The 15,604-nt window shown below is 73.4% G+C and carries 12 protein-coding genes and 1 pseudogene; 7 read left to right on the plus strand and 6 right to left on the minus strand.

The features are described from left to right. A pseudogene (locus tag QWU11_RS43125) lies at nucleotides 1-379 on the plus strand (hypothetical protein); the annotation flags it as partial. A gap of 57 nt (nucleotides 380-436) precedes the next feature. Continuing rightward, nucleotides 437-1,288 carry a helix-turn-helix transcriptional regulator gene (locus QWU11_RS43130; RefSeq protein WP_290120387.1) on the plus strand — a complete coding sequence of 284 codons (852 nt, stop codon included), beginning with the start codon at nucleotides 437-439 and terminating at the stop codon, nucleotides 1,286-1,288. Here the strand turns inward: QWU11_RS43130 and QWU11_RS43135 are convergent. Both QWU11_RS43135 and QWU11_RS43140 read right to left on the minus strand, forming a co-directional pair. Then, nucleotides 1,285-2,178, minus strand: coding sequence for an aldo/keto reductase (locus tag QWU11_RS43135; RefSeq protein ID WP_290120388.1), 894 nt, complete (start codon nucleotides 2,176-2,178; stop codon nucleotides 1,285-1,287). The genes QWU11_RS43130 and QWU11_RS43135 overlap by 4 nt on opposite strands. A gap of 100 nt (nucleotides 2,179-2,278) precedes the next feature. Continuing rightward, a complete protein-coding gene (locus QWU11_RS43140) occupies nucleotides 2,279-5,092 on the minus strand; it encodes a helix-turn-helix transcriptional regulator (RefSeq protein WP_290120389.1) in 2,814 nt (937 codons plus the stop codon). Nucleotides 5,093-5,196: 104 nt separating this feature from the next. On the opposite strand from QWU11_RS43140, the gene QWU11_RS43145 reads away from it, so the two are divergent. Then, a complete protein-coding gene (locus QWU11_RS43145; protein WP_290120390.1) occupies nucleotides 5,197-6,363 on the plus strand; it encodes an MFS transporter in 1,167 nt (388 codons plus the stop codon). Nucleotides 6,364-6,397: 34 nt separating this feature from the next. Here the strand turns inward: QWU11_RS43145 and menD are convergent, their stop codons facing one another. From menD to QWU11_RS43160, 3 genes are all read right to left on the minus strand, one after another. Continuing rightward, nucleotides 6,398-8,059 carry a 2-succinyl-5-enolpyruvyl-6-hydroxy-3-cyclohexene-1-carboxylic-acid synthase gene (gene menD, locus QWU11_RS43150; protein ID WP_290120391.1) on the minus strand — a complete coding sequence of 554 codons (1,662 nt, stop codon included), beginning with the start codon at nucleotides 8,057-8,059 and terminating at the stop codon, nucleotides 6,398-6,400. Further along, nucleotides 8,056-8,979: an o-succinylbenzoate synthase gene (locus QWU11_RS43155; protein WP_290120392.1), complete on the minus strand. Its 924-nt coding sequence runs from the start codon at nucleotides 8,977-8,979 to the stop codon at nucleotides 8,056-8,058. The genes menD and QWU11_RS43155 overlap by 4 nt, the downstream gene beginning before the upstream one ends. A gap of 77 nt (nucleotides 8,980-9,056) precedes the next feature. Next, nucleotides 9,057-9,956, minus strand: coding sequence for a 1,4-dihydroxy-2-naphthoyl-CoA synthase (locus QWU11_RS43160; RefSeq protein WP_290120393.1), 900 nt, complete (start codon nucleotides 9,954-9,956; stop codon nucleotides 9,057-9,059). Nucleotides 9,957-10,134: 178 nt separating this feature from the next. Between QWU11_RS43160 and QWU11_RS43165 the strand changes: the two genes are divergently transcribed. The 4 genes from QWU11_RS43165 to QWU11_RS43180 all read left to right on the plus strand — a co-directional run bounded on the left by QWU11_RS43165 (nucleotide 10,135) and on the right by QWU11_RS43180 (nucleotide 13,914). Further along, nucleotides 10,135-11,265, plus strand: coding sequence for an AMP-binding protein (locus QWU11_RS43165; RefSeq protein WP_290120394.1), 1,131 nt, complete (start codon nucleotides 10,135-10,137; stop codon nucleotides 11,263-11,265). A gap of 14 nt (nucleotides 11,266-11,279) precedes the next feature. After that, complete coding sequence (locus QWU11_RS43170) at nucleotides 11,280-11,669, plus strand: hypothetical protein (RefSeq protein WP_290120395.1); 390 nt, start codon at nucleotides 11,280-11,282, stop codon at nucleotides 11,667-11,669. Between the two features lie 13 nt (nucleotides 11,670-11,682). Beyond that, the gene (locus tag QWU11_RS43175; protein WP_290120396.1) at nucleotides 11,683-12,165 is read left to right on the plus strand and encodes a RidA family protein; all 483 of its coding nucleotides are present in this window, start codon (nucleotides 11,683-11,685) and stop codon (nucleotides 12,163-12,165) included. Between the two features lie 345 nt (nucleotides 12,166-12,510). Beyond that, nucleotides 12,511-13,914, plus strand: a complete 1,404-nt coding sequence (locus tag QWU11_RS43180; protein WP_290120397.1) for an RNA polymerase sigma factor — start codon at nucleotides 12,511-12,513, stop codon at nucleotides 13,912-13,914. A gap of 110 nt (nucleotides 13,915-14,024) precedes the next feature. Here QWU11_RS43180 and QWU11_RS43185 read toward each other — a convergent pair whose 3' ends face one another. After that, nucleotides 14,025-15,209, minus strand: coding sequence for a uroporphyrinogen-III synthase (locus QWU11_RS43185; protein WP_290120398.1), 1,185 nt, complete (start codon nucleotides 15,207-15,209; stop codon nucleotides 14,025-14,027). Nucleotides 15,210-15,604: the final 395 nt, after the last annotated feature.

The raw sequence follows: 15,604 nt of genomic DNA on the forward strand, positions 1-15,604 counted from the left end.
GGCGCCGCGAGAACGTGCTGCGCGCGGCGTACGCCCCCTGCCCGGCGGGCTGGGCCCGGCCGCACCCGCCCCGCTGATGTGCACCGGGATCACGAGGTGGGAGCCCCTGCGGGCCGCCGGCGTCGGGCCGGCCGGCCGGGTAGCGGTGGCCGGCCTCGGCGGCCGGGGCCACCTCGGAGTGAAGCCGGCCGCCGCCCTCGGCGCCGAGGTCACCGTCCTCGGCCGCACCCCGGACAAGACCGGCGACGCCCGCGAACGCGGGGCCGCGGACGTGCTCCTGACCACCGACGAGAAGCAGACCCAGCGGGCGGGCGACCGCTTCGACCTCATCCTGGACACCGTCCCACCCCGCACGACCGGTCCCCGCTGCTGCGCCTGAGAGCCTGGGGGTGACAGGGCCAGGCTCCCGGCCCGGGGCCCGCCTAGGCTTTCATCCATGGGCGAGGACACGAACATGCTCGGGGACTACCTTCACGCCCGGCGCGAGCTCGTCACGCCGGGCAGTGTCGGACTCCCCCAGCTCGGCGTCCGCCGCGTGCCCGGCCTGCGGCGCGAGGAGGTCGCGATGCTCGCCGGCATCAGCGCCGACTACTACCTGCGCCTCGAACAGGGCCGCGACCGCAACCCGTCGGTGCAGGTGCTCGAATCCCTGGCCCGCGTGCTCCGGCTCGACGAGGCCGGCACCGCCTACCTGCTCGGCCTGGGGTCGGAGGCGCCTCGCCGCAAGCGCCGCCGGCCGCGCAGGGAGGCGGTGCCGCCCGGCATCGGCAAGCTGCTCGGCTCCCTCGCGCTGCCGGCCTTCCTGGAGGGCCGCTACTTCGACGTGCTCGCGGCCAATCCCCTGGCCGCGGCGCTCTCACCCCGCCTCGCCATCGGCCGCAACCGCCTGCGCGACGTGTTCCTCGACCCCGCCGAGCAGGCGCTCTACCCCGACTGGGAGGCCGCCACCGCCGGCCTGGTCGCCGGGTTCCGCGAGTCGGTCGGCACCGACACCGACGACCCCCGGTTCATCGAGCTCGTGGGCGAGCTGTCCCTCGCGAGCGACCGATTCCGCCGGCTGTGGGCACGCCACGACGTCCAGGTACGCGAGGGCGCGTCCGTACGGCTCGACCACCCGCAGGTCGGCGAACTCACCCTGAACCGCGAGAAACTCGCCGTCGGCGGGTCGAACGGCCAGCTCCTCGTCGTCTTCCACGCCGACCCCGGCACCGGCGACGCCGACAGGCTCGGCCTCCTCGCCTCGTTCCAGGCGCCGGCGCCCAAGGACCGCGCCGTGGCCCCGGACTAGGACGGGACGGCGTCCAGTGCGGCGAGCGTCGTCTCGCCGAGCGTGATCGCGCCCGCGGCGACGTTCTCCTCCAGATGCCCGGCATCGGCCGTACCCGGGATGAGCAGGACGTTCGGGGAGCGGTGGAGCAGCCAGGCCAGCCCGACCTGCGACGGAGCCACGCCCAGCGACCGCGCCGCGGCCACGACGGCCGGCCGGCCGGTGACCTTCGGCAGGCCGGGAAGGGCGCCGCCGAGCGGGAAGTACGGCACCCAGGCGATGCCTTCGGACGCGCACAGGCCGAGCAGGTCCTCGTCCTCGCGCGCCACGAGGCTGTAGGCGTTCTGCACGCAGGCGATGCCCGCCGGGATCCCCCGCCGCAGAAGGTCCAGGCTCACCGCGCTGAGCCCGATCGCGCCGATCTTGCCCTCCTCGCGCATCGCGGCCATGGCCGCGAGCTGGTCGTCGAGATCGACCACCTGGTCGCCCTCCGCCCGGGGGCCGGGCCCGGCATCGGCGCGGCGCAGGTTCACCAGCGGGATCTGCTCGAGGCCGAGGCTCCTGAGGTTGTCCTCGACGCTCGCCCGCAGCTCCTCGGGCCGCTGCGCGATACGGATCGGCAGAGGGCCGCCCGAGGCCGGGTCGGCGCCGACCTTGCTGACGACCATGACGCCGTCATCGGGGCGGATCGCCTCCCGGATGAGGCCGTTGACGAAACCGGCGCCGTAGATCTGGGCGGTGTCGACGTGGTCGACGCCGAGCTCGACCGCACGCCGCAGGATCGCGACGGCGGCGGCACGGTCGCCGAGTCCACGCAGCTGCATGGCCCCGTAGCCGACGCGGGAGACGGTGCGGCCCGCGAGCAGGCCGGGGCCCCCGGGGCGGGGCGAGGGGGTGTCGGTGGAGGGCATGGGAATCCCGTCCTCACAGGTTGCCGAGGGAAACGGATAGTTCTCCGTTATGACCACCGGAACACTACCGGAGACATCTCCGTTTCCGCCAGGGGATCCGTCAGCCGCGCCCGTCCGCCCGGATGAGCCGGTGCCTCTGCGCGGTGGTCGCGGCCTGAAGACGGCCGGTCACGCCGAGCTTGGCGAGAATGCTGGAGACGTGGTTCCCCGCCGTCTTAACCGAGATGAACAGCTCCTCCGCGATCTGGCGGTTCGTCCGGCCCTCGGCGATCAGATCCAGCACCTCACGCTCACGCGGCGTCAAGCCGAAGCCCTCCCCGTCCTCCGCCGGCTCCCCGCCGCCTGAGGCCAGGGAGACGCGCGCGAGCCGCGCCAGCCGGTCGATCCGGGCGCGCAGCGGCCGGGCGGACAGCCGGTCCGCGTGAGACGCCGCGCGGCTCAGGCGCGTACGGGCCGAAGCCCGGTCCCCGGCCTCCGCGGCCACCTCCGCCGCCCGGACGAGCGCCAGGGCCTCCGGGTAGGGCTGGCACAGGTCCGCCCACGCGGCCGCGACGCCGTCCCACAGATCGGGCCGCCCCGCCTCGGCGGTGAAGGCGAGCCGGTGGGCGCGCTGGACCGGGCCGATGACCGGCAGCGCGGCCGCCGTCTCCTCCAGGCCTCCGGCGCCCGCCCGTGCCCCGGCCTCGACCACCGGCCACAGGTAACGCGCGCTCGTCTCGGTCTCACCGGTGCTCAGCGCCTCCTCCACCAGACGCACGGCCTCCGGCCGCCGGTCCTCGGCGAGCCGCAGATCGACCTCCAGGTGCACCAGCAGAAGGTGGTCCTGGGCGTAGGAGGTGCCCCGCGTGAAGACCTCCCGCGCGTAACCCGCGCACGTACCGGCCAGACCGAGGTCGCCCCGGCCCAGCGCGATCGTCCCGCGCAGGACCAGCAGATACGCGTGCAGGCTCGGCGTCGGCGACAGGCCGAGCGCGTGCTCGATCACGTCGCCCGCCTCGTCCCAGCGGCCCAGCGCGATCAGCGCCTCCGCGAGGTTGCCGGCCTGGGTGGGACCCGACGTACGGGCCAGCCCGGCCCCGGCCGCCGTACGCAACCCCCGCCGGGCCGCCTCGGCCGCCCCCTCGTAGCGGCCCGCGCCCTGCAGCACGTCCGCCTCACAGCGGCAGGCGTGCATGACGGCCTCGTGATCGCCGCCGGCCCGCTCGCGCGCGGCCACCAGGTCCGGCAGCCGCCCGTCGACGTCGCCGGCCCGCGCCTCGGCGTAGGCGAGGTTGATGGCGGCCATCCTCTCGGACCCGCGGTCACCGGCCGCCCGCGCCGCCGCGATGGCCTCCCGCGCGGCCGCCCGGCCCTCCTCCTCACGCGGAATGGTCAGCAGCCGGTTGGCCAGCCTGTTCAGCACAGGCGCCCGCGCCTCATGCCCGGCCGGGATGAGCCGCGCCGCCTCCCGCAGGTCCTCAAGGTCGCCCGGCAGCCCGAGCGCGACGCGCAGCTCACCACGGCACGCGAGCAACCGGCCCGCGCGGACCGGACCGGGATCCTCCGCGAGGCCCTCCGCGATCAGCTCCATGGCCCGCGCGCCCTCACCGGCCGCCATGCCCGCGTGCACCGCCGCCTCGACCACCTCGGCGCGCGAGGCCGCGATGGCATCGGGGACCCGCTCCCACAGCTCCAGGACCTGCAGGAGCATGTGCAGCTGCTCGGCGTACGCGAGCGAGGCCAGGGCCTCGCCGGCGGCACGCCACGAGGCCACCAGCGCCCGGCCCGGATCGCGCTCTGAGGCGTACCAGTGATGGGCGGACTCGACCGCCGCCAGACCGCCCGGGGCGAGGGCCGGGTCCGTCTCCAGCACCCCGGCGTAGCGCGCGTGCAGCACGGCCCGGTCGCCCGGCAGCATGTCCTCGTACAGCGCCTCGCGGACCAGCGCGTGCCGGAGGACGTAGGCGTTCTCCTCGACCAGCATGAGGTTCGACGCCACCGCCGGCCGCAGCGCCTCCGTCAGCGCCGCGTCGTCCAGCCCGGTGACCGCCGACAGCAGCCCGTGACCGACACCGGGCCCGCCGGCCGCAGCGGCCCGAACGACCCCGCGGGTACGGGCCGGCAGCCGCTCGAACGGCGTGAGAAGCAGGTCACGGATCGACTCGGGCACCGGCGCGCCGGCCCGCTCCGACAGCGCCTCCACGAACAGCGGGTTGCCCGCGCTGCGCCGGAAGATCTCCTCGCTGAGCCCCGCGTCCGGCTCGCGGCCGAGCAGACCGCGAAGCTGGCCGACGACCTCGCTCCTGGTCATCCGGCCGAGCTCGCGGCGCGTCACCCACGCCAGCCGGTCCAGCTCCGCCCACAGCCGGCGCAGCGGATGAGACCGGTGCAGATGGTCACTGCGATGCGTGACGACCATGACGAGGCCCGGCGCGGCGTGCTGGTTGCGGGCGAGGAACCCCACCAGCTCCCGGCTGGACCGATCCGCCCAGTGCATGTCCTCCACGACCAGCACGACCGGCCCCTGCCGCTCGGCCAGGCCCGCGAAGAGCGCCAGGAACTCCTCGAACAGCCGCGCGCGGGCCATACCGCCGTCGCCGCCCGCCGGTCCCAGCGCCGGGAGCAACCGGCCCAGCTCCCGCACCTCGCCCTGGGGCAGCAGCGCCGCGACACCGGCCACCCCGAACTCCCGCACCAGACCGCGCAGCACCGCGGTGAACGGCGCGAACGCCAGCCCGTTCGCGCCCAGCTCCACGCACCCCCCGGCGTACACGCCCCCGGGCAGCCGCGAGGTGAACTCCGCCACCAGCCGGGACTTTCCCACCCCGGCCTCACCGCCGATGAGCACCGCGGCGGGCGCCCCCTCCCCCGCCCGTTCACAGGCCTCGCCGAGCATGGTGAGCTCCGCCTCGCGCCCCACGAAGACCTCGTTCACGCCCCACAGACTCCCAGATGGGGATGCCTTATCCGGCATCTAGGGATGGCGGATAGGGAACTCGCCCGATTCACGCGAACCGCCCGCCGCGGGACGCTGTCCCCGTGACCGATCTCGACGTGAGAACCGCGAAGCGGCCGACCCTGCTGACCCGCCAGATGATCTTCCTGCTGGTGGCCTCGATCGGGTCGACCGGCAGCTTCTACCTGCTGATCTCGGTGGTTCCGCTGTACGCGGCGACGAGCGGAGCCGGCGGTATGGGCGCCGGACTGTCGACCGGCGTGATGATGCTGGCCACCGTGCTGATGGAGCTCGCCGCGCCCACCCTGCTGAGCCGCTTCGGATACCGCGCCGGGTTCGGTCTGGGGCTGCTGCTCCTGGGCGTGCCGTCCGCCCTGCTGGCCGCCTCCCCCGCGCTCCCCCTCGTACTGGCCGTCTGCCTGGCCCGCGGAGCCGGACTCGGGATCGTCGTCGTGGCCGGCCCCGCGATGATCGCCGAACTCGTGCCCGACGAACGCCGCGGCGAGGCACTCGGCCTGTACGGCCTCGCCGTCGGAGTCCCCGCCATCGTCGGACTCCCCCTCGGCCTGTGGCTCAGCGTCCATCTCGGCTACGGACCCGTGTTCGCCGCCGGAGCCGCGGCCTCACTCGCCGCGCTGGCCACACTCGTCGGCCTGCCCGCCGCACGAGGACGGATCGACAAGCACGCCGGAGTCCTCGCCGGCCTCCGCGACGGTGCCCTCGCCCGGCCCGCGACGATCTTCTCCGCCATCACGCTCGCCGCCGGGATCCTCCTGACCTTCCTCCCCATCGCCGTACCCGCCACCTCCCGCGGCACAGCCGCGCTGGCACTCCTCGTCCAGGCCGCCACCATGCCCCTCGCCCGCTGGCTCGCGGGCCGGTACGGCGACCGCCACGGCACCGCGCGCCTGCTCCTGCCCTCGGTGTTCACCGCCGCCCTCGGCACCACCGGCCTCATCTGGCTGCACAACCCGTACGCGCTGGTCACCGGCGCGGCGCTGTTCGGGATCGGTTTCGGCGCCGCCCAGAACGTCACCCTGACCCTGATGTTCCAGCGATCGCCGAAAACGGAGTTCGGCCGGGTGAGCGCGCTGTGGAACCTCGCCTACGACGGCGGCATGGGCATCGGCGCCACCGGCTTCGGCCTGATGGCCGGGCTCGTGGGCTACCCGGCGGGATTCGCGCTGACCGCCGCCGTGCTGTTCCTCGCCCTCATCCCCGCCCGCCTCGACCGACGGAGAACACCGTGACCGACCGGGCGCCTCTACGGCCGCCCGCCTGAGCTTAGGCGTGCAGCGACCGTCGTACGGCCTCGTGCGCCGCCTCACGCATCCGCGCGTGCAGTGCGGCGTTCGCCGCCCGGTCCGTCCGCACCTCCACCATCCGCAGGCCCTCCCCCGCGATGACCTTCGACAGCCCGTCCATCGTCTCCAGCCGCGCGTACGGCAGACCGTGCGCCGCCGCCACCGAGGCGAGGTCGACCTGGTGCGGAGTGCCGAAGACCCGCTCGAACGGCTCGGGGAACGCCGACTGCGGCAGCAACGAGAAGATCCCGCCACCCGCGTTGTTGATCACGATCAGCGCCAGGTCCGGACGCCGGTCCTGCGGCCCGATGATCAAACCGTTCTGGTCGTGCAGGAACGCCAGGTCACCCAGCAGGGCGTACGCCCGGTTGCCGTGCGCCAGCGCCGCGCCGATCGCCGTCGAGACCAGCCCGTCGATGCCGCTCGCCCCGCGGTTGGCCAGGATCCGGATCCCCCGCCGCGGATGCATCGTCTGATCCAGGTCACGGATCGGCATGCTCGACGCCGCCAGCAGCATCGACCCACCCGGCATCGCCGACACCAGGTCACGCGCCAGCCGCGGCTCCGACGGCTCGCTCGACTCATCCAGCACCGAGTCCACCGCGTTGCGCGCCACCAGGTCGGCCGTCCGCCACCCCTTCAGCCACGCGTCGTCACCCGACACGACCGGGATCTCCGCCTCCTGCGCCACCTGCGTCGCCGACCGCACCGGATCCGGCCACCGCGACAGCGCCGGCGTCACCACGATGTGCTCCTCCGCACGCCTCAGGAACGACAGCAGCGGCCGCGACAGTCCCGGCTTGCCCAGCGTCACCACGACCTCGGGCCGATAACGCTCGGCGAACTCCGGCACCCCCAGCAGGAAGTGATGCGCCGACAGGGCGTGGTCGCCGTAACGCGCGTTGCCGTTCGGCTCCGCCAGCACCGGCCAGCCCGCCATCGACGCCGACGCGACGTAACGCTTGACGTTGACCGCGCCGTCGCCGACCACCAGCACGCCGCGCCGCGTCGGCGGCACGTGCAGCACCGAACCCGGCGTCGCCGCCCGTATCTTCGTCCACGGGCCCGTCGCGTCGCCGTCAAGCGGCTCACACCACGACTCGTCCTCATCGGGGGTCAGCGGCTCGCGGAACGCGAGGTTGAGGTGGACCGGGCCCGGATCCGGGCCGAGCGCGATGTGCCACGCGCGGCTCGCCAGCGACCGCCAGTACGCCACCATCCCCGGGCGCTCCTCCGGCGTGCCGACCTCAGAGCTCCACCGCACCGCCGAGCCGTACAGCCCGATCTGGTCGATCGTCTGGTTGGCGCCCGTCTGACGCAGCTCCGGCGGCCGGTCCGCGGTCAGCACCAGCAGCGGCACCCCGGACTCGTGCGCCTCCACGACCGCCGGATGGAAGTTGGCCGCCGCCGTACCCGACGTGCACACCACCGCGACCGGACGGCCGCTCCGCTTGGCGATGCCCAACGCCAGGAACGACGCGGAACGCTCGTCGATCCGCACATGCAGCCGGATCTTGGACTGCTCGTACAGCGCCAGCGCCAGCGGCGCCGACCGCGACCCCGGCGCCAGCACCACGTCCGTCAGCCCGCAACGCAGCAGTTCGTCGACCAGGACGGTCGCCAGAGCGGTCGCCGGGTTCACCGGGCCGCCCCCGCCTGCGCCGCCGCGGCGGCACGCCGCCGCCACGCCTCGCCGTCGATCTCGTAACGGCCCAGCGCCGCCTCGTCGACCTCCGGGCGGCGCACCTCGATCACGCCGTCCACCGCCGCCAGCGGCTCACTCACGACGTCACCCTCCAGCAGCGACAGCGTGCCGAGCCCGCAGGCGTACGGCAGCTCCGGCAGCGCGGCGGCCAGCGCCAGCCCGGCCGCGAGCCCCACCGAGGTCTCCACCGCGCTGGAGACCACCACGGGCAGCCCGCACGCCTCGGCCACCGCCAGCGCCGCGCGCACGCCGCCGAGCGGCTGGACCTTCAGCACCACGACGTCGGCCGCGTCCGCCGCGCGTACCCGCAGCGGGTCCTCGGCCCGGCGGATCGACTCATCGGCCGCGATCGGCGTGTCCACCCGCCGGCGTACGTCGGCCAGCTCGCCGAGCGTCGCGCACGGCTGCTCGGCGTACTCCAGCTCGCCCAGCGCCTTGATCATCCGTACGGCGGTGTCCGGCGACCAGGCGCCGTTGGCGTCGACCCGCACCCGCCCGCCGGGCCCCAGCGCGTCGCGTACCGCCTCGACCCGCGCGAGATCGTCCACCTCGTCCTGCCCGGGTTCGGCGACCTTCACCTTCGCGGTGTGGCACCCCGAGCCCGCCACGATCGCGTGGGCGGCCTCCGGGCCCACGGCCGGCACGGTCACGTTGACCGGGATCCGCGTCCGCAACGGCGCCGGCCAGCCCTCATCGGCGGCCTCGTTCGCGGCGGCCAGCCAACGGGCGCACTCGGCCGGGCCGTACTCGGGAAACGGGGAGAACTCCCCCCACCCGGCCGGGCCACGAACGAGCGCTCCTTCTCTGAGCGTCACGCCGCGAAACCGCGTGCGCATCGGGATGGCGAACACCCGCAATGGCCTGACCCCTCAATCCTCGACTCTCGCGTCCGCCCAACCCTACGACCGCGCGCCGCCGGAGCGCGCACCGGAGGTCAGTAGTACCAGGGGAAACGACCCCAGTCCGGAGAGCGCTTCTGCAGGAAGGAGTCACGCCCCTCGGCGGCCTCGTCGGTCATGTAAGCCAGCCGGGTCGCCTCACCGGCGAAGACCTGCTGGCCGACGAGCCCGTCGTCGATCATGTTGAAGGCGAACTTCAGCATCCGCTGCGCCGTCGGGCTCTTGCCGTTGATCTTCCGGCCCCAGTCCAGCGCGGTCCGCTCCAGCTCTGCGTGCGGCACGACCGCGTTGACCATGCCCATGCGATGGGCCGCCTCCGCGTCATAGGTGTCGCCGAGGAAGAAGATCTCCCGGGCGAACTTCTGCCCGACCTGCCGCGCGAGGTACGCCGAGCCGAAACCGCCGTCGAAGCTGGCGACGTCGGCGTCGGTCTGCTTGAAGCGCGCGTGCTCGCGGCTCGCCAGCGTCAGGTCGGCCACGACGTGCAGGCTGTGCCCGCCGCCCGCGGCCCAGCCCGGCACCACGCAGATGACCACCTTGGGCATGAACCGGATCAGCCGCTGGACCTCCAGGATGTGCAGCCGCCCCGAGCGCGCCGGGTCGATCGTCTCGGCCGTCTCCCCCTCGGCGTACCGGTAGCCGTCGCGGCCACGGATCCGCTGGTCACCGCCCGAGCAGAACGCCCAGCCACCGTCCTTGGGCGAGGGCCCGTTCCCGGTGAGCAGCACGCAGCCGACGTCGCTGGACATCCGCGCGTGGTCGAGCACGCGGTACAGCTCGTCCACGGTGTGCGGGCGGAACGCGTTGCGGACCTCGGGCCGGTTGAACGCGACGCGTACGGTGCCGTGGTCGACGGCCCGGTGGTAGGTGATGTCGGTGAGGTCGAAGCCCTCCACCGCCTTCCACGCGTCCGCGTCGAACAGCTCGGAGACCATGCCGTGTCCTTTCGTGGGGTGAGGCGCCCTGCCATTCAAGCGGCTGCCGCCCGTGTGGTGGAGGGTGGGGTGGTGTTCGTGGATGGGGAGATTTGATGTTTCCAGCCGCCCGCCTTTACATTGTAAGTTCAACCGTGAAGTACCCGGGCCGCCGGCCTGGAATAGCCTGGCCCCTGTCATGAGCCGAACCCTCCACGCCGTGGTCCTGCCACCCGGCCCGCTCCTCGCCCGCCGCCTCGAAGCCGCCCTCGACGGCAGCGGCCCCGCGATCTGCCCCCTCTCCCCCGCTCTGCCCGAACCCGCGCTGCGCGCCGTCCTCGACGCCCTGGCCCCGGCGGCCGTCGAGACCCCCGACGGCACGGCGGCCCGCGAGTCCGGCCGTCCCACGGACGCCGCCGTGCTGATCGCCACCTCGGGCTCGACCGGGCGACCCAAGATCGTCGAGCTGTCCGCCGAGGCCCTGCGGTTCTCCGCCAACGCGACGCTCCACCGCGTCGGCGCCGCCCCCGGCGACCGCTGGCTCTGCTGCCTGCCCACCGACCACATCGCCGGCATCCAGGTGCTCACCCGCTCCGTCGTCGCGGGCACCACCCCGATCATCCAGGAGCGCTTCTCCCCCGCCGAGGCACTGGCGAGCGGCGCCCAGCACATCTCCGTCGTACCGACCCAGCTGCGCCGCATGCTCGACCACGACCTGTCGGTGTTCTCCTCGATCCTGCTCGGCGGGGCCGCCGCTCCCCCGGACCTCCTCGCGTCCGCACGGGCCGCGGGCGCGCGGGTCCTGACCACGTACGGCATGAGCGAGACGTGCGGCGGCTGCGTGTACGACGGCGTGCCGCTCGACGGGGTCTCCGCCGCCGTGGGCGACGACGGGCGGATCCGCCTCGCGGGCCCGGTGCTGTTCGGCGGCTACCGGCTGCGGCCCGACCTGACCGCCGGCGTCCTGGACGGCGACTGGTTCGTCACCAGCGATCTCGGCGTGATCGAGAAGGGCACCCTGCGGATCCGCGGCCGGGCCGACGACGTGATCAACACCGGCGGCGAGAAGGTCGTCGCCGGCGAGGTCGAGCACCTGCTGCGCTCCCACCCGGCCGTCCAGGACGTCGTCGTGGTCGGCCGGCCCGACCAGGAGTGGGGCGAGCTGGTCACCGCCGTCGTCGTCGGGTCGGTCACCCTCGGCGAGCTGCGCGACCACGTACGCGCGACCCTGCCCGCCCACGCCGCCCCGCGCGCCCTCGAACTGGTCCCCGAGATCCCGCTGCTCCCATCGGGAAAGCCGGACCGCGTACGGCTCCGCCGCCCCCTCTGAGAGAATCCCCCACCGTGGTCGTACGTCATGGATTCGCGCTGGTGGCGCTGCTCGCACTCACCGGGTGCTCAAGTGGTGGGCCTACGCGGCAGCAGAAGCCCTCCGGCCCGCCCCTGGTCATCCCCAAGCCCTCCGCCGCGCCCACCGGGCGGCCGCGCCCGGTCGGCGCGGGCACGGTCTGCGGCCGGGTCACGACCGTCACCGGGGCCCCGGCCCGCGTGGTCGTCGTACGGGGACGGACGACGTGCGCCGAGGCGCTGCGCGTCTTCCGCAAGTACAGCGACCCGGCGACGCCCGCCGAGGGCACCGCGGGCCTCGCGGTCATCGACCGCTGGACATGCGAGAGCCGCCTGAAGGTCTCGACCTGCACACTCAGAGCCACGACGATCCAGGCGCGCTCGTGAGAGGAGATCACGGTTGGACATCGAGAACCGCCTGCGCGAGCTCGGGCTGACGCTGCCCGAGCCGATGCGGATGCAGCCCGGCCTCACCCTCCCGTTCCCCTGGGTACGGATCCGGGGCGGGCGCGCGTTCGTCTCCGGGCACGGCCCGCTGCTCGCCGACGGCTCCCTGGCCGGTCCGCTGGGGAAGGTCGGGGACCAGGTGACGCCGGGTGAGGCGTACGAGGCCGCGCGCCTGACCGGTCTCGCGGTGCTGGCCAGCCTGCGGCGCGAACTCGGCGACCTGAACCGGGTGACGGCCTGGCTGCGGGTCTTCGGCATGGTCAACGCGGCGCCGGGGTTCACCGACACCCCGGGCGTCATCAACGGCTTCTCGGACCTGATCCTTCGCCTGTGGGGGCCGGAGGCGGGCAGCCATGCCCGGTCGGCGGTCGGCATGGCCGAGCTCCCGTTCTCGATCCCCGTGGAGATCGAGGCCGAGGTCGAGATCGACGGCTGAGGCCGCCGTACGGGTCGCCGCCATCGCTGCTGTCCGCTCCGCCGGGCCGCGCTGGGCGCTTGGTCCGCAAGAGTGGCGCTTGTCACATGGGGAGTCGGCGAGGCGGCGATGACCAGGGCCGCCGGACCCGTACAGAGCGAGTGTCACAGCGCCGTCACCGGCCAGGACACGCTGCTGAGAGGACGATCGGAACGTCAGGCTTTACGGTGGACCGGCCCGCTTGTGCGTGAAAGTTTCCGCCCTGCGGGAACAACCCAGCCACAACCGCGCGTTTCGGATAGTGCGCGCATATGCGAACGACACACGTCCCATGCCGCCAAGCTACGAAGGGAGGGAGGTGTCCTCATGCCGCGAAACGCCGCCGCTGCAGCGTCTGCAGCGCCGACCACGACGCCTCTCGAGGAGCTTCTCGACCGTGGCCGTTTCCAGGGGCACCTCTCGCTCGACGAGGTGCGTCACGCCTTTCAGGAAGCCGGTATCACCCCCGCGCAAGGCCGCTCCATCATCCGCGAGCTGACCGACGCCGGGGTCCGGCTGGCCAGCGGGGACAAGGCCGCCGGTGAGCAGGCCACGTCCACCAAGAAAAAGGGTACGGGCACTGTCAAGAAGGCCCCGCCCGCAAAGCCTGACGCGTCGACGGCCAAGCCGAAGACCAAGGCGACCCGTACGAAGACCACCCGCACCTCACGGGCGAAGAAGGCCGAACCCGCCGAGGCCGTGGAGCCGGCCGAGGTCGAGCACGGACCGGCCCAGGACGAGGTCGCGCCCGCCGGAGCGACCACGGTCGAGTCCGACGACTTCGAGGTGGACGCGCCGACGGACCTCGATGACCAGTCATCGGTCATGGGCGACTCGGTGCACACCTACCTCAAGGCCATCGGCCGCCGGCAGCTGCTGACCGCGGCGCAGGAGGTCGACCTCGCCAAGCGCATCGAGGCCGGGCTCTACGCCGACCACAAGCTGGAGAGCGGCACGAAGCTGACCGCACGGGCCCGCGAGGACCTGCGGCTCATCGCCGAGGACGGCCAGCGGGCCAAGGCCCACATGCTGGAGGCCAACCTGCGGCTCGTCGTCTCGGTGGCCAAGAAGTACGCCGACCGCGGCCTGTCGCTGCTGGACGTCGTGCAGGAGGGCAACCTCGGCCTGATCCGCGCCGTCGAGAAGTTCGACTACACCAAGGGCTACAAGTTCTCCACGTACGCCATGTGGTGGATCCGCCAGGCCATCCAGCGCGGCTTCGCCGACTCGGCCCGTACGATCCGGCTGCCCGTGCACGTCCTGGAGATGCTCAGCAAGCTGAGCCGCGTCGAGCGCGAGATGCACCAGCGCCTCGGCCGCGAGCCGACTCCGGAGGAACTGGGCGTCGAGCTGGACAAGAGCCCGGCGCAGGTGCAGGAGCTCCTGCGTACGAGCCGTCAGCCGATCAGCCTCGACTCCACGATCGGCGAGGACGGCGAGACCCGGATCGGCGACCTCATCGAGGACACCGACACCCCCGAGGCCTCCGAACTGGTCGACCGGCAGCTCATGGCCGACCAGCTACGGCGTGCGCTGGGCGTCCTGTCGGCCCGCGAAGAGAAGATCATGGCGATGCGCTTCGGCCTGTACGACGGCACCCCGCGCACGCTGGACGAGATCGGGAAGCACCTGGGCCTGACCCGCGAGCGGATCCGCCAGCTCGAGAAGGAGTCGCTGTCCAAGCTGCGGCACCCGAGCAACGCCCAGCCGCTGCTGGACTTCGCCAGCTGACACCCGAACGAGAAGAGGCCCCGCCGGTGGCGGGTCCTCTTCTCGTGGGGCCCGTGTGGGGGGAGGTCCAGGCCCGGCGCCTTTACATTGTAGATTTTTAAGGGCGGCGCTCAGGGGGCACCGGCGAGGGGCGGCGCGGGCGTGTTCTCGGTGAACAGCGGGTCGCAGGCCAGGCGGTAGCCGCGCTTGACCACGGTCTCCACCAGCCCGCCACCCCCCAGGCCCCGGCGCAGCCGCGCCACCGCCATCTCCACCGCGTGCTCGTCCGGCTGCGGGCGGCCGTACGACCCTCCCCCGGTCAGGGACCGGCTGGGCAGCACCTCGCAGAGCTCGGCGCGGGAGACGACGTGTCCCGGCCGGCGGGCCAGTGCCCGCAGGATCGCCATCGGCGCCGGCGCGATCGGCTTCAGCTGCCCGTCGAGGACCACCGCGTGCCCGCGGAGCTCCAGCGCGTGCCCGTGCACCGCCACCCGGCTCGCCCGGCGGGCCGGCAGCTCCACCGCCAACTCGCTCACGAGCGCGCCCAGCCGCGCCTGCTCCGGGGTGATCGTCGGCACTCCCCGCTCCTCCAGCGGAGCGGCGGTCACCGGACCCACGCAGGCGGCGACCACGTGGGTGCGCAGCGCCTCCAGGAGCATCTCCTCCAGGCTGTCCTCGGCCGCCACCGCGAGCGTCGCGGCGACCGTCGGGGCGCTGGTGAAGGTGATCGCGTCCACCGTCCCGGCCACCGCCTGCCCGACGAGGCGGCGCAGCGGCGTCGGATCGTCGGTCCGCGCCCAGCGGTACACCGGGATCTCGACCACCTCCGCGCCCGCGCGCCGCAGCGTGCTCGTCAGCTGCGGGGTCGGCTCGCCGTACAGCTGCACCGCGATGCGCCGGCCGGTCAGGTCCTCTTCCAGGAGGTGCCGCAGCACCTCCTCCCAGCTCTCCGACAGGGGCGACCAGGTCTCGGCCATGCCGGCGGCGCGCACCGCTCCCCTGGCCCGCGGCCCGCGCGTCAGGATGCGCGCGTCGCCGAGCAGCTTGACCAGGTCCTCGTGCAGACCCCAGCCGTCGGCGGTCTCCAGCCACGCGCGGAAACCGACGGCGGTCGTGACGATCACGTCGTCCACCGGCTTGGACAGCATCGTTCGCGTCGCGTCGAGGAGCTCGGTGTCGTCGGCGAGCGGCACCAGGCGGATCGCCGGGGCGTACACCACCCGCGCCCCCCTGCGCTCCAGCAGCGCTGAGAGCTCCTCACGACGACGGGCGGCCGTGACCCCGACCGTGAAACCGGCGAGTGGCTCGTCGCTCACGGCTCGGCCACCTCCGCGCGTACGGATGCCCACCGCGTCGTGGTCATTGTCACCGCGCCACCTCCAGCACCAGCGGCTTGATCGAGAATGCCGGGCCATCGCCGAAGAACATCCGGCCGGGTCTTCCGGCCGGATGCCTTGACAAAGTAAGGTTCGTACGAGCCGTTGGCCCGGCCGTCGTTTCGGCGAGGTGACGGGCCGCACCCGGCGACGACGCCGGCCATCTGTTCCCCTCTCCCCGACAACGACTTGACCACGATCTTTACGACAGGGCGTTTCGGGCCTGGGTCCCGCTTGTTACCGCTGTGCTACAAGCCGCTCACCACTGCCCTGACCAGGGATTATCCGGGGCGGCTGAAGCACGGGATGAGAACAAGACTGTGTTTTCCCGGTCT

Source organism: Actinomadura sp. DC4 (assembly GCF_030406325.1).
Taxonomy (GTDB): Bacteria; Actinomycetota; Actinomycetes; order Streptosporangiales; family Streptosporangiaceae; genus Actinoallomurus.